Here is a 26,468-nt window from a genome sequence, read left to right as displayed (position 1 = left end):
AAATATATTTACTCAAAGAAGGAATAAACATATGGATAACTTAATTGAGCAAAATGAAGAAATTGAAGTTCCATTTTTGGAAGTGAAGGGAATTAAAAAATCATTTGCTGCAGTTAAAGCTCTGGATGATGTTAGTTTGTGCTTTCAAAAGGGTAAAGTTCATGGACTTATCGGCGCCAACGGCGCCGGTAAGTCTACCTTGATAAAGATTTTGGCAGGTGTTCAGCCACAGGACGGCGGAGAAATTTTTATCAACGGCAAAGAGACGAAAATCCCCAATCCACACACATCGACAGAGTTAGGGTTAAGCTTTATTCATCAGGAACTGAGTCTTGTAGAAGACTTTAATATCATTGAGAATATTACGCTTGGCATGCCTAAAAAGACAACTTTGGGCATGATTAACTGGAGAAAAATGCACAGGGATGTTGAAAAGGTTCTGAAGAGGCTGAAACTGAATATCCCGCTTAATACTCAATTAAAAGAATTGAGTGTTGCAAATAAATGGCTTGTTTCGATTGCAAGAGCACTGTATCAGGATGCCAAACTTATAGCCATGGATGAGCCGACAGCATCACTGTCCGAATCGGAAGTTGAACTTCTATTTAATGTAATTAAAGATTTAACTGAGAATCAGGGAATTTCTATAGTTTATGTATCGCATCGCCTTGATGAGATCATGGAAATTTGTGATGAAATCACAGTAATGAAAGATGGGAAAAAGGTTTTTTATTCGAGTATAGGTGAAATAACAAAAGATCAGATAATAGATGTTATTGCCGGGTTTAATTTATCGTCTGAAAAAGCAGAAGTAAAAAAAGTTGAAAATACAGATGTTTTACTGCAGGTTGAAAATATTTATGCAAATCAGAAAGTAAAAGATGTCAGCTTTGAATTATATAAAGGTGAAATTCTGGGTCTTACCGGTTTGGTAGGCGTAGGCCGTACCGAGCTTGCTAGAATGATTTTCGGTGCGGACAGGATTAAAAGCGGCCGGATGTTATATAAGGGAAAGCCATTTAGCCCGAAACATCCCAAACATGCTATTGATAAAGGAATTGTATTGGTTCCTGAGGATCGAAGAACCGAAGGTATTATTTCAAATAAAAGTGTCAATTTTAATATTAATCTTCCGAATCTTTCTCATACAAGGTCTATAAAGTGGTTGTCATTCGTGAATTCAAAGAAATCTGCTGAAATTTCAAAAGATATTATAAAGCGCCTGCTTGTAAAAACCAGCAGTGAACATACAAACATATTGAACTTAAGTGGCGGAAATCAGCAAAAGATTGTTATAGGAAAATGGCTTAAACGTTCTCCCGAGTTGATTATTATGGATGAACCGACAAGGGGTGTCGATGTTGGTGCCCGTGCTGAGATCTATAATATTATAAAAGAAATGGCTGTAAAAGGTACTTCCTTTTTAATAATTTCATCTGATGTGGAAGAGCTTCCAGGTTTGTGCAGCAGAGTGATTGTTTTGAATGAAGGAAGGATAACCGGAGAATTGACAGATTCCATGATCACCAAGGATTCAATTTTAAAGCTCAGTTATGCTCATGCTAAATAAATTTAAAATCAAATTAGAATAAGGCGGATTTGCATATGAATAATCAAATATCATTAAATGAAAGAAGACGGAAAAGTTTAAGATTTACTTCCAAGTATGGAACTTTAATTGGTTTATTAATAATGATTTTAGTTTTTTCAATATTAAAACCTACCTCATTTGCTACATTTAACAACTTTCTGAACATATTTAACCAGGGTTCCTTATCTGCAATCATAGCATGCGGGTTGACTGCTGTTGTAATTGTTGGCGAATTCGATATGAGTATCGGCTACGTAGCCAGCTTTGCTGGTGTTTTGGTAACCGGTCTGATGGTCAATCAAAAACTTCCCATAGGTGTGGCAATTCCCATTGTATTAATTGTTTGTCTTTTCATAGGCTTTGTTAACGGCTTAATTATCACAAAGGCAAAGGTTAGCTCGGTTATTACCACAATTGGTATCGGCGGTATTGTAGTGGGTTTGAATTATGCTTACTCAAGCGGTGCTCCTATTGCAACCGGTGTTCCTGATCAGTTTCTGAATTTAACTTTAGTTAAGCTATTCGGCCTTATACCTGCAGATATCATATATATGGTAGTACTCCTTGTCATACTTTGGGTTGTATTAAACCGTACCGAATTGGGGCAAAGAATCCAGGCAGTGGGCGGCAATCAGAATGCAGCCAGATTGTCAGGAATATACGTTGATATGGTAAAGACAATTTCCTTTATGATCAGTTCTTTCTTTGCCGGAATCACCGGAATATTGCTGGCATCTCTCATTGGCAGCGGTACTACCGGTGCGGCAGATACCTATATGATAAACGCATTTGCGGCAGTATTCCTGGGTTCTGCAACATTAAAAGACGGTGAGTTCCATATTCTCGGAACTTTCATCGGAGTATTCATAATCCAGATAGGATTTAATGGATTGGCCATCTTTGGTGCTCCTACATTCTTCCAGTATATTTTTCAGGGTGCAATTTTGGTTGGTGCTGTGGCTCTTAGTACAGTTGCAAGCAAGTACGCTTCCAAATAACCACAAGTGACAAAAATCACAGTTTTATTAAAAGGAGAAATAAAATGATGAAAACTCCAAAAATCCTTGTAGTCGGAAGCTTTGTCATGGATTTAATAGTAAGTACTGAAAATTTTCCGAATTCGGGAGAGACATTTCTGGGTAAAAGTTTCCGGACAGCACCTGGGGGGAAGGGGGCAAATCAGGCTGTACAATCGGCCAGACTGGGTGCTGACGTCACCATGGTTGGCAAGGTTGGAAATGACGATTTTGGAAAAATTCTTGTCAATTCCTGTTTGGAGTCGGGGATAAATACTCAATTCGTTGCTACTGATCCGGAAGTCCCCTCCGGTGTTGGAAATGTATTGCTTGAGGTTGACAGATCAAACTCGGCAAAAAACAGAATAATAGTAGTACCGGGCTCCAACATGACTATCACTGATGAGGATGTAGCTTTTTTAAAGGATACTATTGACCAGTATGATATGGTTATTCTGCAGTTGGAAATCCCTATGAGCATCAATGAAATTGTAGCCAAGTATGCCTTTGACAAAGGTGTTCCTGTTATGCTTAATTCAGCTCCTTCTGCGCCGCTTTCCCCGGAACTGCTTTCATGCCTGGCATATATATCCCCAAATGAACATGAAGCAGCCGACCTCACGGGTATACAGATACGTAAGGCCGGTAAAGCGGTTAATCAGGATGATGTAAAAGCTGTTGTTAACGCCCTGCTTTCCAAAGGGGTAAAAAATGTAGTCGTAACACTTGGGAATGCAGGGGCAGCGGTGGCAAACCAAAATGAATTTGTTTATCAGCCGTGTATTGATGTAGTAGAAGTAAAGGACCCAACGGCTGCGGGTGATTCATTTGTAGCTGCCTTTACAAGTGCGGTATGCCTGGGAATGAATCACAGCCAGGCTTTAACTTTTGCAAACTATACCGCTGCCATCACTGTTTCAAGAATGGGCGCACAGCCTTCATTGCCACATCTGTCTGATGTTGTGGAATTAATGAAAAAAGAAGGTCACTCAGGATTCGATTTTTCGCTGCTTGACGGACTAAAGAGATAACTAACCAAAGGGAGAGGTTAAAATGATAGACAAGGAAAGTCAGAGTGCATTAGCATCTTTTATTGGCATAGCCAAAGAAGAATATGATGCAATCTTAAAAACAATCAAAGTTGAAAGTTATGAAAAGGCGGTTGAATTGATACTTGATGCCGAAAAAAGGGGCAACCGCGTCCACATTACAGGAATTGGCAAGCCCGGACATGTTGCAAACTACATTGCATCACTATTATCATCCACCGGAACACCCACCTATTTCCTTCACGGGACCGAGGCTGTCCATGGTTCCTGCGGTCAGCTTATTCCGGGGGACGTGGTAATTTGTATTTCAAACAGCGGTGAAACCATTGAATTAAAATCAACAGTGGAAGCCGTTAAGAATAATGGATGCAAGGTAATTTCAGTTGCGGGAAATCCTGATTCATGGCTTGCAAAACAAGGCGATGCTTTCCTGTATGCCGGAATTAAAGCGGAGGGTGACCTGTTAAACCGGGCTCCGCGCGCGTCAATTCTTGCAGAAATTTTAGTACTTCAGGGTTTGAGTATAGTACTTCAAAGTATAAGAAAAATTACTCCGCAAGAATATGTAAAGTGGCACCCTGGCGGAACTCTAGGTCAGCTCAGGGAAAACGAGAATTAAATCAGGGAGGTTAATTATGTTAACAACATCATGTATCCATCCGGATATTCTGAAAGCTCTTTCATTTTGCGGGCATGGCGACAAAATACTAATTGCAGATGGCAACTATCCTCTCAGCTCCAAAAGCGGGGCTGCGGAAAAAGTCTATCTTGGGCTGACAAGCGGTATTCCGGAAGTAACCCAGGTGCTTGAGGTTTTAAAAAAGGTTGTTAATTTTGAGAAAGCAGAGGTTATGCTTCCCGGAAGTGAGCAGCCGCCAATATTCGGTGAATTTAAAGAAATTCTTGGCGGGATGGATTTAAGCGGCATGGAAAGATTTGATTTTTACGACGCCTGCTGCAAATCAAATGTACGCCTGGCTATTTCAACCGGTGAAAAAAGAATATATGCCAATATTCTACTTACTATCGGCGTAGCTTGACATTGATTTCCACCAATTATTTTTATATAAAAAAATACAAAATCAAAAACATCTGTAATGTTAAAAAACTATCATTATTTTATTAATGATGGTTTTTTTGTTGAGACAGTTTGACATAATCAATACTTATAAATATAATTAAAATGTGATATCGATTACACATATATCATTGCAGTACAGGCATGGCTATGAGCGTCATATGTATTTGTATTATGCAATATGGAAGAGCCACATAATACAAGAAGCAGTTTGCATGCAATTGCGAAGTATTAATCTATGGTTTAATATCTCATATTATATTTAAAAACATGAATCGAAAGAAGATATTATGAAAAAATTCAATATAGAATTCAAAGGCCTAAGTAAAAGAATTTTTACTAATTTTTTATTGCTCATACTCGTGCTTTTAATATTTATGGAAGCCGCAACATATTATATAATGCAAACTACTATAAATGAAATAAACAATAATTTTATTCAGGTAGAGTTAAGGCAGAAAAATGAGAAATTGAATAATTTTGTAAAAGAAATTGATAATTTTTCCAAAACCATAATTTCAGACAGAGAGACCCTGGATCTGCTTTTCAAAAACAACAATACCGAAGTATCCAAAGACGAAATATCACGGGATATGCAGTATGTGCTGTCAAATGACATTGATGCAGTATTCCTTTTCTCTAATGCAGGGAATACCTTCAGCGAATCGGACAATGAATTGAGAGAATATTTTTCCAGGAATATTGAAAAGATTAAATCTGAAATAGCTGATACCAACGGAGAGATGGTTTTCCTGGACAGCAGGTTTATTCATTATGCCGCGGATAATCACGGCGACTACATGTTTTTTGTTGCCAGGAAGCTCAGGAGTATTGATACATTTGAGGATCTGGGTATAATGATCATGGCTGTCAGGGAATCGCTTTTATGGAAAGACACTTATATGGAAGGCGAAAAAGGAGATTTTTATATTGCAAACAGTGCCGGGAAGATCATATCCAGCAAGGACAAGGACCGCATAGGCATAAACGTGACGGCAGAGCTGGGCAGTTCCATTGCTTCAGAGAAGCTTAAATCTTCAAAAGGGCATTTTATCACAAATGATCTTGTTGTTAATACCCTGTATAACCAGCAGACAGGCTGGGTATTGATGAATGCTGTGGCCATCCATGAGATTAATGCAAATTTTTACTATATTCAGAAATTTATCTTAATAATAGGAATAGCAGCAATTGTGGTAGCCGTTTATATATCGGTGCTGATATCCAGCAATGTCACAAGGCCCATAAGGAACATGATTTTTACCATGAGAAAGGTTTCCAATGGGGATTTGAATGCTCAAACAGACCTGTCCCTGACAAGAGGTGCAACAGAGGAAGTAAGAGAACTCAGCGAAGTTTTCAACCATATGACCATGCAGCTTCAGAGCCTGCTGGAAGAGGTTTACAATGAGGGACTGAAGGAAAAGGATGCGGAGCTCAGAGCGTTAAAGGCCCAGATTCAGCCACATTTTTTGTATAATACCCTTGATACCGTTTATTGGATGCTGATAGATAAAAATGATTATGAAATTGCGGATATTGTAACCAAACTGGGGGAAATCCTCAGGTATAGCATAAAAAAGGGCAGTACGAACGTATTCGTAAGGGAGGAAGTCCAGCAAATCAAAAACTACCTGTTTTTGCAAAAGGCACGTTTTGAGGATTGCCTGAACTATGAGATAAACATTGATGAATCCATAATGGAATGTGAAATGCTGAGTTTCATAATCCAGCCCTTTGTGGAAAATTCAATCAATCATGGGCTCATGCAGGACAAGGGTTATGGCAATATCACAATAAACGGGTTCAGAGACGGAGAAAATTTGATTTTTGAAATTATAGATGATGGGACGGGAATGACGGAAAAAGAAATAGAAGAACTGTTCATAAAAAAGAAGGATGTCAAGGAAAGCCATGGGGGTATTGGGGTTCTCAATGTGCATGAAAGAATAAAATATTATTACGGCGGGAAATACGGAGTAAAAATTGAAAGCCGGAAGGGTTTCGGAACAAAAGTGATTGTAGAAATATCTTTAACAATGATGCATTAAGTTTCAAGGAGGCATTAAGGAGGCATTTATGAATCTTAATATCATGCTTGTGGACGATGAACCAAAAGTACTGCGAGGATTGCGTTCCATGATTGAGAGGTCGGGCGAGGACTGGTATATAGCGGGTGAATATAAAAACGGTGTTGAGGCCCTGGCTGCGGTTATTAATCAGAAACCGGATGTTATTATCACCGATATAAAAATGCCATGCATGGATGGTCTGGAGCTGGTTCAAAGGGCCAGGGAAATAACGCCTGATATAAAGTTTATCATATTGAGCGGGTTCCCTGATTTTTCCTATGCACAAAAAGCAATCAGGCTTGAAACGGTGGATTATATTCTAAAGCCACCTGACTACAGGGACATTATGAGCAGCCTGAAAAAAATCGAGCAGATGCTGATGGAAAGAGACAGCAAAATCAAAGAGGAGGGTGAGCTTAAGCTATTTAAAGAAAAAGCATTGCTGCAGCTTAAAGATAAATTTTTCATGGACATGCTGTATGAAACAGCTCCCGGACATTCACCGAAAAAGGTTCCGGAAAATGAATGCTTTTACAAAACCTTTGCTTTGTTTATCATAAGGCTGGACAACTTTTCCATTTCAGTTTTTCATGAAACCGAAGAGGAAATGGATATGCTGTCTGCAAATAGACAAAAAGTACAGGCTTCAGTTTATAAAAGAGGCGGCTGCATAGTTGATTTATTCGACGGAAGCTTTTGCTGCCTGTTGAACCAAACCCATGAAAGCCCGGCTTACATTAAGACAGTGGCAGGCGAAATACATAGAGAACTGCTTGAAAGCGGCCTCGACAGTATCACAATCGGAATAAGCAAATGCTACAGCAGCCCTGACAGGATCAATGCTGCCTTTAAGGAATGCCTGTATATCTTAAGAAACAAGGTGTTTTATGAAAAAAACAGTATAATACTATTTGATGAACTGAATGTTGAAAAAAGCTCGGCGGAGTATCCACTGGATACCGAACACAAATATATTGAGGCCTTACAGTTTGCCGATTTTGACAAGGCGGTGGGTATTTTGACCGAGCTTGTTGACAAGGTTGCTGAAATTTCAAATATGGACCCCATTAAGTTTAAAAGCCATATCATGGAATTTGTCATAGTAGTCATGCATAACCTTTTTAAAGACCGTTTTATTGAAAAAATGAAATTCCCCACGACAAACGAGATGTATAAAATGCTGAGCAGACTTGATAACAAAAATGATATCCAGGACATGCTTATTACTTATACAAGGGAAATATCGGAATATTTTAATGAAAAGAATAAAACGGCTTGCAGAAAGGTTATCAGTGATATAAAGAGCTATATCAATACAAATTATTTTAATGATATAACCTTAAGACAGATTGCAAGGGAATTCTATATGAATGAATCCTACCTGAGCGATCTTTTTAAAAAGGAAACGGGAGAGTCTTTTTCCATGTATCTCAGCACCGTGAGGATAGATCAGTCAAAAGTCCTACTGATGCAGGTGGATCTTAAAACCCAGGACATTGCCGAAATGGTGGGATATGCAAACTCCAGATATTTTATAAAGGTTTTCAGGAAGCTGACCGGCATGTCACCCTCGGAATACAGAGAAAGGATACTTAACAATGGTTAAACACGTAATATCAAGATGTATCGCCTGTCTGACAGCTATATTGCTGCTTATCAATATTACCGGCTGCTCACCCAGGATTGAGATATCCCAGGCAGATCATACCGAGAATGTGAAAAATCTGGAGATGTGGAAATTCAGATCAAATAAAGAGGACTACGTAATCAGCAGATGGGTCAAGCAGTGGAATGAAGAAAATCCAGGTATTCAGGTAAACTTCGAGGTAATCCCGTATAACGATTATCTGACCAACAGGCTGCCTACTGCATTTGCCACCAACAGTGCACCTGATATTTACATGATTTCGGCAGGGAGCTTTCTCAAATATGCCAAGGCGGGGTATATGCTGCCTCTGGATGATTTCATAAGCGACGGTCTGAAAAAGGATTTAAATCCTCAGAGCCTGGAGATTGCCACATATAATAAAAAAGTACTGGGAATACCCATAGAAAGGGAACCTGTGGCACTTTATTACAATAAAAAGGTTTTCGAAAGGCAGCACCTGAAGCCGCCGACTACCTGGAGCGAGTTGGAAAGCTGTGCGAAAACAGTGCAATCCGATGCTATATCCGGCATTTGTCTGCCAACTCAAATCAATGATTATCAGAATTTCATCTTTTACACTTTTCTCATGCAGACCACCGGTTCAACTGACAGCTATATGGCAGCAACACAATTCGGAACAAGGGGAGCAAAGGCATTAAGCCTATGGAGGAACCTGGCCAAATATAATTATACCCAGGAAACCAGTGTGCAGATACCCTCCGATATTTATCCCTTTGCTACCGAAAAGTCGGCAATGCAGATATGCGGCTTTTGGGCTGTACGCATGCTGGAAAAATATTATCCTGATCTTGAATATGGTATAGTTCCGGTCCCGCATCCCGACGGGGGTAGTAGTGTCAGCGTATACGGAGGCTGGTACCAGGCTGTCAATTCAAATAGCAGGTTTGCTCAAGATGCCGTCAAGTTTACCTTATGGATGTGGGGGGAGGATACATCAAGGCCTTTGGAATGGTGTACCGAGGCCAGTTCAAAGGTTCCTGCCAGAAAGTCTGTCATAGATAACAACAGGGACATTTTCTACAAGGGTAAAAATACATTTTTTATGCAGGAAGTCATGTCCAGATCCATACCGGAGCCCAGATATTCGGTGGAGATATCGAGCACTATCAGCAAGGCTCTGCAGGATGCCATGTATTCGGACAAGAAAATAGACGATATCGCCAAATTTGCCGAAGACCAAATTCACGGGTATATTGGGGGCGAAAGTCAGATATTCTGATATGAAAGAAAAACTTTATAAATATAAAAAAGGTACAAATCTTAGATTTTGTACCTTTTTTTTTGATGATTTTAAAAAAAATTTTTTCGGTTTATCAGGCAGCATTTATTCTTACCAAAAATAGATTACATAATCCAAGAAGTGTTACATTACGGTTTTTTGCCAAAGGCAATATAATTTGGATGAAATAAATTATATTTCTTTAAGGAGGATTTAATAAATGAAAAGGAACATGCAAAGATTGGCAAGCCTGGCAGTTGCGGCAGGCCTGGTATTGGGTATGGCTGCCTGCGGCTCAGGTCAAAGTGCTTCAAATGATTCATCAAAAGCCACAAATACCTCAAACACCACAAATACCGCTGTAAATTCAACCGAAAGCTCTGGAGGAAAATCAAAAATCTCATTTTGGACTTTCCATACAAACGCAGAAAAGGAGTTTATGGCATCTCTGCCCGAGAAATACAAGGCTGTAAATCCAAACGTTGAGGTCACCTATGAGAATTTCCCCGAATCTGATTACATGGGCACAAAGCTGACAACTGCTTTTGCGGCCAATGCAGGTCCGGATGTATTCGTAATGAGCCCGGGTGATTTCCTGAAATATGCAAACAGCGGCGTAGCAAAGGATTTGACATCATACTTTACTGATGAAATGAAACAGGACTTTTTGCCAAGTGCCATTGACGCGGTAACCGTAGATGGAAAAATTGTTGCAATTCCATTTGAAATAGAATTATTGGGCCTGTATTACAACAAGGACATGTTCAAGGCCGCAGGGCTTGAGGCTCCAAAAACCTGGGACGAACTTATAAATGCGACTAAAAAGTTGAAGAAAGGCGATATTGCAAGCTTGATAGTTGAACCGAGCAAAGGCTATTATCAGAATTTCACATGGTATCCCTTCCTCTGGCAGACAGGTGCCAATGTCATAGATTCAGGCACAAAAACAGCTACCTTTGAAGGTGAAGGTGTTGAAAAGTCATTGAAACTTTGGGGAGATCTTATAAAGGCCGGTGCACCTTCAAAGCTTTCCATTCCATTGACCAATGAAATTGCACTCCTTGGAAGCGGCAAGGCTGCCATGCAGGTATGCGGCACATGGGCTGTAGCCAGCCTCGAAAACAATTACCAGGACACCAATATAGGTCTTGTTCCGCTGCCGGTTCCGGAGGGCGGCAAAGCTGCCACAGCTGCCGGCGGATGGAAGCTTATGGTAAACGGTAAAAGTGAGAATAGCGATGCAGCTGCAAAATTTGCAATGTGGGCATTTGCCGAGGATACCAGTATCCCTCTGGAATGGTGTACAAAGGTCAAATTCGCTTACTCCCCGAGAAAATCAGTTATTGAAGCCGGTAAGGATATTTACACAAAAGGTCTGAGAGAGGTATTTACCAATCAAATATATGATTCGGCAGTGGGCGAGCCCAGATATCCTTCTGAAATCGTAAATGCAGTAGGTGATGCACTTCAGAATGTTATGTTCAATAATGGAGATCCAAAGTCGGAAGCCAAAAAGGCAAATGATAAGATTGCTGATTTCCTGAAGACTTACAATGGTGCCATGTAATAAGGAAAACGTAATTTTATGCCGCCCCGGTTCAGTTGGGGCCGGGGCGGTATAAAACAGTCCAGAGGAGATTACCATGAACAATTTATCAATTTCAACAATGACCACAAGAAAAAAATATGGTATAAAAAGTAAAAAGGTAAAAGAAAATCTGTTCGCATATTTTATGCTTGCACCTGATGTCATCGGTATAGCCCTGTTTATATTTGTCCCTATATTAATAGCTCTTTATGTCAGTTTTCATGATTGGAATGTTTTGGAGCCAATGAAATATATCGGATTGGAAAACTATAAAAACCTGCTTTCGGATGGACAATGGTGGCATTCGGTATGGACTACCCTTCTCTATACATTAATGTTTGTGCCCATGGTATTTTGCATCTCACTTTTACTTGCGGTATTTGTGAATTCAATTCCGGGCTCGGCACAGGAATTTTTCAGAACTCTTTATTTTATCCCATATTCCATATCTACTGTTGTAGCCTCCCTTATATGGAGATTTATGATGGACCCTCAGAGGGGTTTCATCAATGATATTTTGAGGGCAATCGGGCTTCCCGCCCAGGATTTTTTGGGGAACCCGAAACAGGCGCTCTTTTGTATCGCATTTATTTCGGCATGGATGCTTATAGGATACTATTCGATAATTTTTCTGGCGGCATTGAAGGACATTCCTGTCAGCTATTACGAAGCAGCATACCTGGATGGGGCGAATTTTTTTCATGTTTTCAAGAGTATCACTTTTCCCCTGCTGAAGGAGGTAAACACTTTTGTGCTCATAGTTACTACCATAGCTTCATTTCAGGTCTTTGACCAAATCAAGATTTTAACAAACGGAGGACCTGCTGATGCGACCAACGTATCGGTTTATTATATATATAAAAATGCATTTGAATATATGAAGGTTGGATATTCATCTGCACTGGCATTTGTATTGTTTGCCATCATATTCGTATTTAGTTTAATCCAGTTAAGGATAACAAAGGGGAATTCAGATGAGTAAAACACTGGAAGCAAAAAGAAATAGAAAGATATATATTACAAAAGTCGTAATTGCGGCGATTTTAGGAATAATGGTGGTTTTTCCCATCTACATGATGTTCATATCATCCGTAAAGCCCAAATCAGATGTGTTTGATATGAAAATCATACCCGGCACATTTACCATGGATGGCTATACAACTGCATTAAATGAGAATTTTGGGAGATATTTTTCAAACTCTCTTTTTGTTTCGACGGTTGTAACACTGGTAGCCCTGGTATTCCATGCTATGTCGGGATATGCATTGGCCAGGCTCGATTTTGTTGGCAAAAAGGGTATGTTCCTTTGGATCATAAGTACTTTAATGATACCTTTTTCCGTGATTACCATACCTCTGTTCATATTAATGAAGCAGTTTGATTGGCTTAATTCATTCAAAGGTATTATTATACCGGCAATCCCGCACGCATACGGGATATTCCTTTACAGACAGTTTTTCATAACAATGCCCGATGATTTGGAAGAGGCCGCAACAATAGACGGATGCTCGTACCTGGGTATTTTCACAAAAATATTTTTGCCTTTGTCAAAATCAATAAGCGTGACTTTGGGAGTGGCATTCTTTATAGCAAACTGGAATAATTATCTCTGGCCTTTAATTGTAACCCAAAAACAAAGCATGTGGGTGCTCCAGGTTGCTCTTGCAAACTTTGTAGGCCGTTCGGATACGCCCTGGAATGCAATCATGGCCTCCGGAGTCATCACCGTAATACCAATCATAATAATATTCTTTGCACTGCAGAAGCATCTGGTGGAAGGGATAAAAATGAGCGGGCTCAAGTAAAAACACGGGATTGGTTTAAACCTGGAGCCCATCCGCCGGCAGCCTGGATACCCGGTGTAAATATCCTCCGTATTGTTGTAGTGAAGAGGCAAGGTATAGTATTATATAAATGATATTAGCCAGGACAAATTATAATGATACGGGAGTAATATGAATGAGTACAATATATGATATTGCAAAAAAAGCAGGTGTATCGGCTTCCACAGTATCAAGAGCCCTTAATGGCAGTGGATATTGTGATGAAAGAACAAAAAGCCAGATTCAAAAAGTTGCACAGGAACTGAACTATATACCGGATTCTTCAGCCAAGATGCTGCGCTCCAAAAGGACAAAAAGAATAGTTCTGGCAATACCCGACATATGCAATCCTTTTTATTTTGATATGATATACGGTGTCAACAGCATACTTGAGAAATATGATTATCTCATGATACTTATTTATACAAAACACAGTCTGGATGAGGAATTGAAGGCAATACAAAATGTTAAGGGAAAAATTGCAGACGGCATGATAATGGTTTCCTTCAATTTTTGTGAAAAAAATATAAAGGCAATCAATTCTCTGAATGTACCGGTGGTCATAACCAATAAGTATGAATCTGCACATAAAAATGACAGCTTCGACTATGTTCATGTTGATACCTATCTTGGCATTAAAATGGCTACCGAGCATTTACTGAAGCAGGGACATGAGAAAATTGCCTTTATGGGCGGAAATATGGAGGAACAAACCGGCCACGAGCGTTTTTTAGGATACAGGGATGCGATTATTGACGCGGGGTTAAGGATCAACGAGAAATACATCCTGCAATCAAATTACACTGAAAGCGGAGGCTATATGTGCACAAGGGAATTGTTAAAGCGGGAAAGCCTTCCGTCTGCCATAGTCGCAGCAAATGACCTTATGGCCATAGGTGCCATGAGTGCCTTGGAGGAGTCGGGCCTGCGGATACCCGACGATATGGCAGTAGTGGGCATGGATAATACACAATCGGCAATCAGGGTGACTCCCAAGCTGTCTTCTGTGGCAATGATGCAGGAGGAAATAGGGCGAAATGCCGCACAGATACTCATGGATAATATCCTGAACGAAAGCAGTGAAAAGAAAAGGGTCAGATTGCTTCCCAGGCTGGTAGTCCGGGATTCAAGCGTGCAGCTAGGCTAACAGTTCATAATTTTCTTAACAATAATTCAAAAGAAATCAGCCATATAAATTTGTAATAATTCTGAGTGTTATTTGCAATAAATTAAAGGGCAGCAGCCCGGCAGGATAATCTCAAATGTATATGGAATCGATTTCACACACTAAATGGTAAAAAAATGGAGGATCCTATGCTTAACGATAACAGAAGTTTAAGTATTTGTCAGAAGAAAAACGGTACCACCAGAAGAATTTCAAGCTATGACAGAACAGGCGGGAACAAGGATTACTATACTCTGCTGCCGGGTACGTCAACTGAAATATTTAATGTAAAAGGTTCGGGCTATATAAGACATATCTGGATGACTATGGCTACAGACGGAATGGAAGTAGCCGAAGAGGAGTTCCTGCCGCGCAAAATTGTGATCAGGGCATACTGGGACAAAGAGGAAAATCCAAGTATAGAGGTTCCCATAGGTGACTTTTTCGGAATGGGGCACGGCATAACAAGGAATTTTACCTCCGAATATCTTATGATGAGTCCGGAAGACGGTAAAGCCTTTAACTGCTTTTTCCCCATGCCCTTTGAAAGTGAGGCCAGAATAGAAATAACAAGTGACGCAAATAACGCCATAAAGTTTTATTTCTATGTGAATTACGAGGAATGTGAAATAAAAACCAATGATTTGAGGTTCCACGCCCATTGGTCAAGACAATGTCCCACCGACGGAGTCCCGGACAGGGATATGGATAACGCAGAGTTTGAATTCGGCGGTAAAAATACCACCGGGGAAGGGAACTATGTAATTCTTGATGCAGAAGGAGAAGGACACTATGTGGGCTGCAACTTTAATGTGCATAACCTGAGATTTACAAAGGAATGGAACTGGTATGGCGAGGGAGACGATATGATTTTCATTGACGGGGAGAAATGGCCGCCGTCACTTCACGGGACAGGAACAGAAGACTATTTCAATACCGCATGGTGCCCCCAGCAGGAAATATGCACCCCGTATCACGGGCTGATCATGGGAGGAGGTCCAAACTGGGGCGGAAAAATATCCACTTACAGGTATCATATTCTGGATCCCATCGTATTCAGGAAAAGCATAAAAGTGACTATTGAACACGGACATAACAACCACCGCAGTGATGACATTTCATCAACGGCATACTGGTATCAGACCGAGCCTCATAAAAAACAGATACCTGTGCCCCAGGTGAAAGACAGACTTCCTTTGCCCGACATCAACGGCTTCAATGAAAAAAACTTTAAAAAGGTTTTTGCCCATGACAATCCCGGGCAGTTAAAAGTCTGATCCTTGTAGAATCGATTGCAGAAACTGTACGAAGAAAGGAGCAAATTTATGGAAAACAAGCCCAAGCTGCTCATAGTCGGGAGCTTTATTATGGATCTTATTTCAACCACCGGAAGGCTGCCCAATGAAGGAGAGACCACAATAGGTATTGATTTTAGCACAGCACCCGGAGGAAAGGGAGCAAATCAGGCAGTACAGGCGGCTTTACTGGGAGCAGATGTAACGATGGTGGGAAAGGTAGGGAAGGATATTTTTGGTGAAATGCTGATTGGTTCAGCCGGCAAAGCCGGTATAGATATAAGACATGTTATCAGGGACCCGGACGCACCGACGGGTGTAGGAAATATAATGCTGGAATTGAAGGAGGGGCAGAAATCAAAAAACAGGATTCTGCTGATACCGGGTGCCAATATGGCACTTACAACAGAAGACGTGGAATTTCTGAGGGATGAGATAGAAAATTATGATATGGTGATGCTTCAACTGGAAATTCCTATGGAAGTTAATGAGGCAGTTGCGGATATGGCTTATGAAAAGAATGTTCCCATCATGCTGAACTCCGCTCCTTCGGCGCCATTAAGCCATTCTCTCCTGAAAAAGTTGACATACATATCCCCCAATGAACATGAAGCCGCCGATCTCACGGGAATTAAAGTAAACACTTCGAAAAGCGGTGTGGATACTGAAACGATAAAGGCTGCTGCTGAAGTGCTTTTAAAAAAAGGCGTCAAAAATGTAATCATCACTCTGGGAAGTAACGGAGCGGCACTGATAAATGCAGAAAAATTCATATACCAGCCGTGTATTGATATTGTGGAGGTCAAGGATCCCACCGCAGCGGGAGATTCATTTATCGGAGCGTTTTGTACGGCAATATGCTCGGATATGGTTGAGGAAGAAGCAATTTTGTTTGCAAGCTATACTGCCACAATCACCGTATCCAGAATGGGTGCACAGCCGTCACTTCCCTTCAGGGCAGAAGTGCTTGCTTTGATGGAAGCTCATAAAAATAATTTATAACAAAGGCGGGAACAGCTATGAATGAAAAGGACGTATTGAAGTATTTCCTTTCTACCGTTATAAGCGAGACGGAAGATTTAATAGATAAAATAGGCGATGACTTTTACGAGGCTGCCGTCAGCTTGATAGGGGATGCCGAAGAAGAGGGAAAAAGGGTTCATATTACCGGGATTGGCAAGCCGGGGCATGTTGCCGGCTACATTGCATCCCTGCTGTCTTCCACGGGAACACCTGCCTACGAACTGCACGGTACTGAGGCCGTTCACGGCTCATCGGGCCAGGTAATGGACGGAGATGTCGTAATAGCCATATCAAACAGCGGAGAAACCGCAGAGTTGAAAGCGACGGTTTCGACACTAAAAAGCAACGGAGCTAAGATTATAGGTGTAACGGGACAAAAAAATTCCTGGCTGGCTGAAAATTCGGATGTTTTTCTGTTTGCCGGGGTTGTTAACGAGGGGGATTCCCTGAACAGGGCCCCCAGAGCATCAATAATTGCTGAAATTATTGTCCTGCAGGGCCTCAGTATAATGCTGCAAAATAAAAAAAATATTACACCAAAGCAATATATCAAATGGCATCCTGGAGGTGCTCTGGGGAAATTGAGGCAGGACGAGGCAAAGTAGTCTGTGCTTTGCTATAGAGTAGATTTCATTCAGTCACGGGAGGGCATTAACAGTAGTAAATGAATGTTTTCCTCTGAAAAACGCATACTAAACTTATTTGGAGAAGAATTTATGCGTGCACTTGTGATTGAGGATGATAAGCTGCTTTCAAATGCAATTTGCAGTAATATAGGCGGTACCTTTGATTATGAGCAGGCCTTTGACGGTGAAGAAGGGCTGTATCTGGCAGAACAGAATATATATGATGTGGTGATTCTGGATGTTATGATGCCCAAAAGGGATGGTTACAACGTCCTGGCTGCCTTAAGGGACAAGGGAATTAAAACGCCTGTTATCATGCTGACTGCAAAGGATGGAATTGATGACAAGGTGAAAGGTTTCAAGCTGGGAGCTGATGATTATCTTGTCAAGCCCTTCCACCGGCAGGAACTTTTAGTAAGGATTGAGTCATTAATGAGACGCTCCAAAGGAGCATTGAAGGAACATATTCTAAGTTTTAAGGGACTGACTTTAAATCTCAACAACAGAACAGCACGGGTTGGGAATGAAGAACTGGCTTTTCAGGGAAAGCAGTTTGATGTTCTGGAATATCTCGTAAGCAATAAAAACACTATTCTAACTAAAAAACAGATATTTGACAGGATATGGGGCTTTGATTCAGACACGACAATGACCGTTGTTGATGTTTATACCAGTAATATCCGCAAAATTTTGAAAAGCAGCGGGTATGATAAATATATTAAAACAGTGCGGGGAATTGGTTATATGATTACTGACAGCGGAGAAGAGAATGAATGAGCACAATATAATCCGAAGGCAGCAGCTGCAAAACATGAAATATAATTTAATTGCCTTTACAATTATCTTTATTTCGTTTGGATTGATCATTTTCGCCCAGATAAGGGAATCAGTTTATACAAAGCTGGATTCTGAATTATACAACTCACTTGGTACCATAAAAAGTTTTGTACTGGATCAGAATTTTAATTTGAAAAGACCTGACGAAGGCTTAAGACCAAGGGGCAATGCGGCAATAAACATAAGAAGTCCCAGAATAATACCTATTTTAAGAGCCAGGGACGGCAGCATCATAAATTTTGGGAGTGTAAACGACTCATATTATGATCAATACCTGAAGTATATAGAATTTGATAAAGAAAAACTTAACCGTATTGTTTCCATAAGTATAAGAGATCAATACTATTTTAGAAGTATTACTACCAATGTCGGGACCGATGCCGGTGAAGAACTGTATATGCAGCTGGTAATAAATTCAGATGGTGAGAGGAATTTGCTGCAGCATACTTCGTTTATTCTGATTGTTGGTGTAATTATCTTTAGCATAATGTCCATTTTGGCAAGTCTGATTTTATCTCAAATAACCATGAAGCCTGTAAAAAAGTCCTGGAGCAGGCAGGTGGAGTTTGTTGAGAACGTGTCACATGAATTAAGAACACCCCTTACCATAATTCAGAACTCACTGGAATTACTTCTTACTTCACCGGAGGATAAAATAATTGACAGATCGGAGAGCATAGCTATTGCTTTGGATGAAACCTCCTGGCTTTCCAGGCTGATTACAGATATGCTGACACTGGCAAGATCTGATTCTACGATGACCGAAATACACAAAGATCTGTTTTCGCTGGATGCTCTTGTTGAAACGGTCTGTCAGCCCTATATGGATTTGGCCGAAAGCCAGAATAAGGTTTTGGAAGTAAATCTACATTGTCCGATGAATATCAATGCAGATAAAAGCCGGATACACCAGCTTCTGGTTATTCTTTTGGACAATGCACTCAAGTATACCGATGAAAAGGACAGGATATCAGTAGATACCAATATCAAGGACAATAAAGCTGTAATAACGGTTTCAGACACGGGTATGGGTATAAGCGATGAGAATATTGATAAAATATTTGACCGTTTTTTCAGAGAGGATAAGGCACGCAGCAGGGAAAGGGGAGGCATGGGTCTGGGGCTGTCGATTGCCGACTGGATTGTGGGCAGGCATGGAGGCACAATCAAAGTCACACATAATGAGCCCAAGGGGAGCATATTTACTATAAAATTATCCAAAGGGTAAAAATAAGCAGCATTAAAGATAACGTATTTAAATTTTTATACGTTATTTTTATGTTCAAATATGTTCAAAAATTTGTAACAATTTTTATTGTTTGCTTAAGGTTTATTTAAAGTTTGATTAAGGTTTTGCACTTATAATTACATTTGTAGTTAAGATAAAAACAACTGAACTAAACTTTGAATTTAGTCCGCAATCGAAGCGGCAGGCCGTGAAAGGAGCAAATTATGAGTGCGAAATCAAGAAATAAAAAAGGTAAAAAGGTATTAATTTCTATTGCTGTTTTATTAGTGGTAATTATTGCAGGAGTATTGACGGTTCCAGGTATTGTAAACGCAAAAAACAACAAAACAGCTGCCGGACAAACTTCGGCTCAAACAAGGACATTAACGGTGGATACACAGGATATTAAACAATCTGTTACAGGTTCGGGTGAGATAGTGTCAGGTGATGAGGAAACATTGGAGGCCGATTCAGATAAGACAATAGATACAGTTAAAGCTGTTGAAGGACAGGCTGTAAAAAAGGGAGCAGTACTTTTGACATATACGGATGAAACTACCATAACTGCACCTTTTAATGGAGTAATCGGTAAAGTTACCATTGCCGATGACACCGAAAGCAATCAGCAGAATGCATCAAAAGCTACTGACAGTATTGTCATTATGAGTACCGACAACCTCGTAACAAACTTGTCTGTGGACGAAACTGACCTGAATAATATTAAGGTGAGTCAAAGCGCAGATATTACAATTAATGCATTTCCCGATACAAAATATTCAGGAAAAGTTACAAGCATTTCTGAAACAGGAACCTATGACAATGGCGGCTCAAAATTTCAGATATCAATAAAACTTGATAAGACAACCAACGTTAAAATAGGTATGTCAGCTGCTGTGGATATAACAGTTAAAAGTGTGACAGGAGTGGTTGCCGTTCCAATAGAAGCAGTAAGGGGGTCAGGGGATAATGCGTCTGTAATGCTGGTAAACAGCGATGGAAGCGCTTCATCTGTCCCGGTAACGCTTGGACTTGCCAACCAGGCTTATGTTCAAATAGTAAGCGGATTATCTGAAGGTGATGTAATTCAATATACAGTTCAGTCAGGCAGCAGTACCAGAATGATGTCTGGTTTCGGTGGCATTGAAGGCGGTGTGTTTAGCACAAATGGAGGAATGCAGGGCCGTAATGGGAATGGCAGCGGCAGCCGTTCAATGAGCGGAGGCAATATGGCAAGGCCTCAAAATTAAAATAATCGAATAATTTTTATCCGTACTTTAGATGCAGATAACTTAAGGAGTGAACATGAATGATTAAAATGAAGGAAATAACTAAAACTTACCAGATGGGTGATACAGAAGTGAAGGCATTGAATAAGGTAACGTTTAATATGGATAAAGGCGAATTCGTTTCAATAGTGGGGCCTTCGGGTTCTGGAAAATCAACATTAATGAATATATTAGGCTGTCTGGATGTACCCGATGACGGTGATTATTTTCTTGATGGAATAGATATAAATAATTCAAATGATTTAGAGCTGGCACATATCAGAAATAAGAAAATAGGCTTTGTTTTTCAGAATTTCAACCTTTTATCTAAATTAAATGCAGTTGAAAATGTAGAAGTGCCTTTAATGTACAGGGGTCTCTCGGCGAAGCAATCAAAGGAAATAGCATATAACTATCTTGATAAGGTAGGGTTGAAGGGAAGAGAGAAGCATACTCCCAAGGAACTTTCAGGAGGACAGCAGCAGCGTGTTGCAATTGCCAGGGCTCTGGCCTGTGAACCTCAGATAATACTTGCCGATGAGCCGACCGGAGCGTTGGATCAGAAAACCGGATTGGAAATAATGGGAATATTAAATGAGCTGAATGGGCGCGGACAGACAATTGTGCTCATAACACATGATCCCAAAATCGCAAAACAGGTGAAGAGAAGCGTAAGTATTGTTGATGGACAGCTTATAGATGAAACGAGGTGATAAATATGTTGTTTGTTAGGACAATCAAGCTGGCTTTTAAAAATATCAGGAGCAGTAAATTAAGGTCAGCTCTTACAATGCTGGGACTGATCATAGGCATATCTTCGGTTATTGTTCTTGTAGGTATAGGAACCGGATCAACCCAAAATGTTACATCGCAGGTATCCTCACTGGGTACAAATGTCCTTACTGTCAGAATTAATACCGAGGATAAACTTAAATATGACAGGGTTGGAGATATTAATAAGCTCTCCGGTGTTGAAAGCGTGGCACCTTATACAAGTGTCAACGGAAATGTTTCCAGCGGAACCACGACTGCAGGCATGGTATCTGTTCTGGGAGTAGATGAAAATTATCTGGGAATAAGGAGTTACAAGCTTTCCTATGGCAGAGGAATTTCCTTTATAGACCTGGATAATAAGAATAAAGTATGTGTTATCGGGTCTGAATTGAGCCAGACATTTTTCGGATATTCAAGTCCTGTCGGTAAAACTATCAAAATAGCAGGTGACAATTACACAGTAATCGGTGAACTGGAAAGCCAGGGTTCTTCAATGGGCACAAATGCAGATAACATGGTGTTGATGCCCATAACCACTTCAAAATACATTACTGGGACAGATGATATAACCTCACTTTATATAAAAGCTGCTGATGAGAATAATGTGAGTTTGGCACAGCTATCCATAGAGAATTATCTTAAGTCAAATTTGAATGCCTCAAGTGACGATATTGAGGTATCCACACAGCAATCCATGCTGGACAGTTTGTCATCAATTCAGAATACATTGACACTGCTTCTGGGCGGAATTGCAAGTATTTCTCTTATAGTAGGCGGTATTGGTGTAATGAATGTAATGCTTGTATCAGTTACTGAACGAACAAAGGAAATAGGTATTAGAAAGTCTCTAGGAGCAACAAAAGGAAATATATTGATACAATTTTTAATTGAAGCTCTTGTACTAAGCCTTCTGGGCGGGTTTATCGGGATTGCGGCCGGTCTGGGACTGGGAAAATCGGCCGGTCTTCTGGGATTTAACTTTGCATACTCATTTAATGTAGTAGGTATTTCCTTTGGGTTTGCTGTACTGGTTGGATTAATATTTGGAATATTCCCAGCATACAGGGCATCCCGCCTAAATCCGATAATTGCATTGAGACAGGATTAAGATTTAGCCGTGTATTGATAAAAAACATCTTTTCCGCTGATTTTGCGGATAAGATGTTTTTTGCTGTCAAATTCACTTTTCAAAATAGCATAAATAAATAAGTAACAATAGAATAAAAGTTTGCATAAAATACTTTAGCCTTTATGAGAGCTAATTCAGAATTCAAAATGGCCTTGACCGCTCCGGAACAGGAGATCATTCCAAGGTCATAAGAATTAAAAAGGAGGATTTACCATGATCCCGATGTATCCATATTATAGCTATGAGACGCGATGTAAAAAGGTGCCCATCACTTTTCCGCCTCAGCATCAGGATACGCAGCCCGGTTTAGAGTATTTGATGAGTCCGGTTCCAATATCCGACAATCCCGAATACAAGGGCAGCGGAAAACTGGCAGGGAAAGTCGCCATCATTACCGGAGGTGACAGCGGTATTGGCCGTGCCGTAGCAATCGGTTTTGCCAAAGAAGGGGCGGATTTGGCAATTGTTTATTTATATGAACGCACAGATGCCGAAGCCACCAGGAAGATGGTGGAGGACTACGGGCGAAGCTGCCTGCTTATTGAAGGCGATCTGCGCCAGCCCGCTTTTTCCAAAGAAGTGGTAACAAGGACGCTGGCCATGTATGGAAGGCTTGATGTGCTTGTATTGAACCAGGGGGTCCAGTTTCCTCAGGAAAGCATATTGGACATATCTGACGAACAACTCGAAAATACATACAGAACCAACATTTTTCCGCATTTCTACATGACGAAGGCCGCTCTTCCTTGCCTCAAGCCGGGGAGCTCCATTATATCAACAGCATCGGTAACAGCTTATGCAGGTGCCCCTTTGCTGGTCGATTATTCATCAACAAAAGGTGCCATTGTATCGTTCACCCGTTCATTATCGCTCCAATTGGTTGGGAAGGGTATCCGGGTCAATGCTGTGGCACCGGGACCGATTTGGACCCCACTCATTGTATCCAGCTATTCTGCCGAATATGTAAAAACGTTTGGTTTGGAAACGCCGATGAAACGCGCCGGGCAGCCTTTTGAGCTTGCACCGACCTATGTTTATCTGGCGTCGGAGGATTCCTCCTTCGTTACGGGACAGGTACTTCATGTCAACGGTGGCGTAATGACCGAAACGTAAAACGGAGTCGGGACTCCTGAAAGAGGATAAACTACCCATAGCTTGCTTTTCACTGCTGGAAATAAGATGGACAACGCTTCTGCCGAAAATAATAGTCAGGTTCACGGATTGTATTGTACTTTTTTTGCATCATATGTGATACTTAAAATATAATTTTATAAAAATAATTCCTACACTATGAAGTCAAAGTTTGATATTATTTGAGATATATAAATAACTTAAAGGTGAAAAACAATATGTTAAAGCTAAAAGTAATAGCCTGTGACGTATTAAATAGAGAAATTTCATACCTGGCCGCAAAGTCGAAGCATTATGTCGATATAACCTTTTTACATCAGGGTCTGCACGATACTCCTGACAGACTGAGGGAAATGGTTCAGGCTCAGATTGACAGAGCCAATGAAGGCTTTCCTTATAATTACTACAATACATGTCCTCATTATGATTACATTATTTTAGGCTATGGCTTATGCAGCAATGGGATAGTGGGGCTTACAAGCAGTAAAATTCCCATTGTGGTACCCAGAGCACATGATTGCATAACCTTATTTATTGGCTCTAAGGAAAAATTTAAAAGCTATTTTGAAAAATATCCCGGAATCTACTGGTTTTCTTCAGGCTGGATCGAAAGGGGCTGGCAGCCCGGCGAAATTAAATATAATGCTATTTTAAAGGATTATACCGAGAGATATGGTGAGGATAATGCAGAGTTTCTAATTAAAATGGAACAAAACTGGATGAAAGAGTACAAAAGTGCCGGGTTTATTTCCTGGGACTGTTTCAATAATAACGACTATTATAGAGACTTTACAAAAAAATCGGCAGATTTTTTCAAGTGGGATTTTATTGAGATTGCCGGCAGTCCCTCTTTGATGGAAAGAATCATTAACGGCGAGTTTAACAGTGATGAAGTGCTTGTTGTTCCGCCAAATTCATCCATAAGCCCGGCCTATGATGACAAAATAATAAAATGAGGCCGGTGCAAGGTCACAGGTATTTACCGGAAGGCCCGCGGAGGGACAATAAATACGAGTAAAATAGTTGGAGGAAAAATGCCAAAGGTTACAATTAAAACAGATAAAAAGTCATATGAATTACCGGCAGAAAACGGTCAAAATTTACTTGAACTCCTTAGAAACTCAAATATAGAAGTTGATTCTGCATGCAATGGCAATGGTACCTGCGGTAAATGCAAGGTGAAAATTTCATCAGGAATGCTTCCCGCTGCCTCTCAAAATGAGATGAAAATACTTGGAATTAAGGCCGTGGAGGAGGGATACAGGCTTTCCTGCGGCTGTAAGGTTGAAGCAGATATGGAAATAATCCTCCGGGATACCGGGGCCCAGGCACAAATAGTAGTTGAGGGCAGGCAGCGGCAGATAACATTATCGCCCTTGGTAACAAAAGAGGTCCGAACGCTTGAAAAGCCCTCTTTGTCAGATCAGACCGCCGATTTTGAACGGGTTTTGGGCGGCTTGGATGCAGACGGTTCAAGTCTGGAACTCATAAGAGTTCTTCCGGGTCTGATCAGGCAGAATAATTACATGATTACACTAATAAAATCCGGAAACCGGCTGCTGGGGGTTGAAGCAGGCAATACGGCCAAAACTCTCTATGGTGTGGCAGTGGATATCGGGACCACCACGGCAGCAGTATATTTATTGGATATGAACAGCAGTAAAAGAGTGGGAGTACATTCATTCCTGAATCCTCAAAAAACCTTCGGCGCAGATGTTATTTCAAGAATCCAGCATACCAACGATAATGATAAAGGGCTGGAGGAACTGCACTTACTAATTACCGGAAAACTGAATGACTGTATAAAAGAGTTGTGCCAGGAAGCCGGTATATCAAACAAGGAGGTGTATGCGGTAACTTTTGCAGGGAACACCACAATGATACATTTTCTGCTCAAGGTGCCGGCAAAAAATATTGCTGCCGCTCCGTTCATACCCGCCGTAACCTCAGTTCTTAAAATAAATGTAAAAGAATTGAATTTTGATATCAATCCATTTGGAATTGCGTGCATACTTCCTTCGGTTTCGGCCTACATTGGTGCGGATACCGTAGGAGCTGTGCTTTCAACCGGAATGTACCGGCAGGCGGAGATGTCTCTTATGATTGATATAGGTACAAACGGAGAAATAGTGCTTGGAAACAGGGACGGACTTTACGCCTGTTCTTCGGCTGCAGGTCCTGCATTTGAAGGAGCCAATATCAGAAATGGCATGGGCAGTGTAAGCGGGGCAATTAACAGCATTACACTTGAAGCGGGGGTAAGGTACACCACAATCGGGAATGCCAGGCCTGTTGGAATTTGTGGTACCGGTATAGTTGACGGCGTTGCCCAATTGCTGAAAGCAGGCATAATAGATGAAACAGGGAGGCTGGATACCGGGTGGGAACCGGATTCGGAACAGCTGGCAGGTTTGGCTGAAAACATAATGACAATTGAGGGTATGAATGTTTTTGTGCTTGAGGGGGATATCGCAATTTCGCAAAAGGATATACGTGAGCTTCAAAACGCAAAGGCGGCGATTGCTGCCGGAATTCATATACTGGTAGGGCAAGCGGGCATCAGCTTCGAGGATATTAAAAATGTCTATCTCGCCGGCGGTTTCGGTACTTATTTAAATATCGGCAGTGCAATTCGAATAGGGCTTATTCCGGCAGAACTGCAGGGGAAAATACAATCGGTTGGAAATGCCGCCGGACAGGGTGCAATTGAAGCTTTATTATCGTCGGAAAGCCTTTCAGACGCGGTAATTATCAGCAAAAAGATACGGTATATAGAACTTTCGGCTTCAAAGGAGTTTAATGACTGCTATGTTGACTGTATGATGTTTGAATAAATTTTTATACTCATTTTACAATTTCACACAAAAAATTTTTATAAAAAAGGCAAGCC

At 40.7% G+C, this 26,468-nt stretch carries 23 protein-coding genes; all 23 read left to right on the top strand.

Going from position 1 to position 26,468, the window contains the following annotated elements; translation table 11 throughout:
• Window positions 1-31 precede the first annotated feature (31 nt).
• The 23 genes from CTER_RS04310 to CTER_RS04200 all read left to right on the top strand — a co-directional run bounded on the left by CTER_RS04310 (window position 32) and on the right by CTER_RS04200 (window position 26,412).
• Entirely contained in the window at window positions 32-1,570 is a 1,539-nt protein-coding gene (locus tag CTER_RS04310) for a sugar ABC transporter ATP-binding protein (protein ID WP_004623893.1), read from the top strand.
• Between the two features lie 35 nt (window positions 1,571-1,605).
• Entirely contained in the window at window positions 1,606-2,589 is a 984-nt protein-coding gene (locus CTER_RS04305) for an ABC transporter permease (RefSeq protein WP_004623896.1), read from the top strand.
• A gap of 44 nt (window positions 2,590-2,633) precedes the next feature.
• A complete protein-coding gene (locus tag CTER_RS04300; RefSeq protein WP_004623907.1) occupies window positions 2,634-3,638 on the top strand; it encodes a ribokinase in 1,005 nt (334 codons plus the stop codon).
• A 22-nt stretch (window positions 3,639-3,660) separates the two neighbouring features.
• A complete protein-coding gene (locus CTER_RS04295) occupies window positions 3,661-4,275 on the top strand; it encodes a KpsF/GutQ family sugar-phosphate isomerase (protein ID WP_004623897.1) in 615 nt (204 codons plus the stop codon).
• 16 nt (window positions 4,276-4,291) lie between these two features.
• On the top strand, window positions 4,292-4,696 hold the full coding sequence (locus tag CTER_RS04290; RefSeq protein ID WP_004623944.1) for an RbsD/FucU family protein: 405 nt from the start codon (window positions 4,292-4,294) through the stop codon (window positions 4,694-4,696).
• Window positions 4,697-5,024: 328 nt separating this feature from the next.
• On the top strand, window positions 5,025-6,785 hold the full coding sequence (locus tag CTER_RS04285; protein ID WP_004623925.1) for a sensor histidine kinase: 1,761 nt from the start codon (window positions 5,025-5,027) through the stop codon (window positions 6,783-6,785).
• A gap of 28 nt (window positions 6,786-6,813) precedes the next feature.
• Window positions 6,814-8,412, top strand: coding sequence for a response regulator (locus CTER_RS04280; protein WP_004623890.1), 1,599 nt, complete (start codon window positions 6,814-6,816; stop codon window positions 8,410-8,412).
• Window positions 8,405-9,694, top strand: a complete 1,290-nt coding sequence (locus tag CTER_RS04275) for an ABC transporter substrate-binding protein (protein WP_004623905.1) — start codon at window positions 8,405-8,407, stop codon at window positions 9,692-9,694. Before CTER_RS04280 ends, CTER_RS04275 begins: the two co-directional genes overlap by 8 nt.
• A gap of 220 nt (window positions 9,695-9,914) precedes the next feature.
• A complete protein-coding gene (locus CTER_RS04270) occupies window positions 9,915-11,261 on the top strand; it encodes an ABC transporter substrate-binding protein (RefSeq protein ID WP_004623910.1) in 1,347 nt (448 codons plus the stop codon).
• A gap of 76 nt (window positions 11,262-11,337) precedes the next feature.
• On the top strand, window positions 11,338-12,264 hold the full coding sequence (locus tag CTER_RS04265; RefSeq protein ID WP_004623916.1) for a carbohydrate ABC transporter permease: 927 nt from the start codon (window positions 11,338-11,340) through the stop codon (window positions 12,262-12,264).
• Entirely contained in the window at window positions 12,257-13,087 is an 831-nt protein-coding gene (locus CTER_RS04260) for a carbohydrate ABC transporter permease (RefSeq protein WP_004623939.1), read from the top strand. Before CTER_RS04265 ends, CTER_RS04260 begins: the two co-directional genes overlap by 8 nt.
• A gap of 154 nt (window positions 13,088-13,241) precedes the next feature.
• Entirely contained in the window at window positions 13,242-14,252 is a 1,011-nt protein-coding gene (locus tag CTER_RS04255) for a LacI family DNA-binding transcriptional regulator (protein ID WP_004623894.1), read from the top strand.
• A gap of 167 nt (window positions 14,253-14,419) precedes the next feature.
• The gene (locus CTER_RS04250) at window positions 14,420-15,547 is read left to right on the top strand and encodes a glycoside hydrolase family 172 protein (RefSeq protein ID WP_004623929.1); all 1,128 of its coding nucleotides are present in this window, start codon (window positions 14,420-14,422) and stop codon (window positions 15,545-15,547) included.
• A gap of 48 nt (window positions 15,548-15,595) precedes the next feature.
• On the top strand, window positions 15,596-16,567 hold the full coding sequence (locus CTER_RS04245) for a ribokinase (RefSeq protein WP_004623961.1): 972 nt from the start codon (window positions 15,596-15,598) through the stop codon (window positions 16,565-16,567).
• A gap of 17 nt (window positions 16,568-16,584) precedes the next feature.
• The gene (locus tag CTER_RS04240) at window positions 16,585-17,193 is read left to right on the top strand and encodes a KpsF/GutQ family sugar-phosphate isomerase (protein ID WP_004623901.1); all 609 of its coding nucleotides are present in this window, start codon (window positions 16,585-16,587) and stop codon (window positions 17,191-17,193) included.
• 111 nt (window positions 17,194-17,304) lie between these two features.
• The gene (locus CTER_RS04235) at window positions 17,305-17,991 is read left to right on the top strand and encodes a response regulator transcription factor (RefSeq protein WP_004623903.1); all 687 of its coding nucleotides are present in this window, start codon (window positions 17,305-17,307) and stop codon (window positions 17,989-17,991) included.
• Window positions 17,984-19,279 (top strand): sensor histidine kinase, encoded by a 1,296-nt coding sequence (locus tag CTER_RS04230; RefSeq protein WP_004623962.1) that lies wholly within the window; start codon window positions 17,984-17,986, stop codon window positions 19,277-19,279. The genes CTER_RS04235 and CTER_RS04230 overlap by 8 nt, the downstream gene beginning before the upstream one ends.
• Window positions 19,280-19,503: 224 nt before the next feature.
• On the top strand, window positions 19,504-20,526 hold the full coding sequence (locus CTER_RS04225; protein ID WP_004623950.1) for an efflux RND transporter periplasmic adaptor subunit: 1,023 nt from the start codon (window positions 19,504-19,506) through the stop codon (window positions 20,524-20,526).
• Window positions 20,527-20,585: 59 nt separating this feature from the next.
• Window positions 20,586-21,257: an ABC transporter ATP-binding protein gene (locus CTER_RS04220; RefSeq protein ID WP_004623872.1), complete on the top strand. Its 672-nt coding sequence runs from the start codon at window positions 20,586-20,588 to the stop codon at window positions 21,255-21,257.
• Window positions 21,258-21,262: 5 nt separating this feature from the next.
• Window positions 21,263-22,426 carry an ABC transporter permease gene (locus CTER_RS04215; RefSeq protein ID WP_004623888.1) on the top strand — a complete coding sequence of 388 codons (1,164 nt, stop codon included), beginning with the start codon at window positions 21,263-21,265 and terminating at the stop codon, window positions 22,424-22,426.
• A 234-nt stretch (window positions 22,427-22,660) separates the two neighbouring features.
• The gene (locus CTER_RS04210; protein ID WP_004623927.1) at window positions 22,661-23,560 is read left to right on the top strand and encodes an SDR family oxidoreductase; all 900 of its coding nucleotides are present in this window, start codon (window positions 22,661-22,663) and stop codon (window positions 23,558-23,560) included.
• 236 nt (window positions 23,561-23,796) lie between these two features.
• Window positions 23,797-24,534 (top strand): DUF1638 domain-containing protein, encoded by a 738-nt coding sequence (locus CTER_RS04205; RefSeq protein ID WP_004623951.1) that lies wholly within the window; start codon window positions 23,797-23,799, stop codon window positions 24,532-24,534.
• Between the two features lie 78 nt (window positions 24,535-24,612).
• Window positions 24,613-26,412: an ASKHA domain-containing protein gene (locus CTER_RS04200; protein WP_004623885.1), complete on the top strand. Its 1,800-nt coding sequence runs from the start codon at window positions 24,613-24,615 to the stop codon at window positions 26,410-26,412.
• Window positions 26,413-26,468: the final 56 nt, after the last annotated feature.

This window comes from Ruminiclostridium cellobioparum subsp. termitidis CT1112, assembly GCF_000350485.1.
GTDB lineage: Bacteria > Bacillota > Clostridia > Acetivibrionales > DSM-1351 > Ruminiclostridium > Ruminiclostridium termitidis.
The sequence above is the reverse complement of the archived record's forward strand: the minus strand, read 5'-3'. Positions and strand labels throughout refer to the sequence as shown.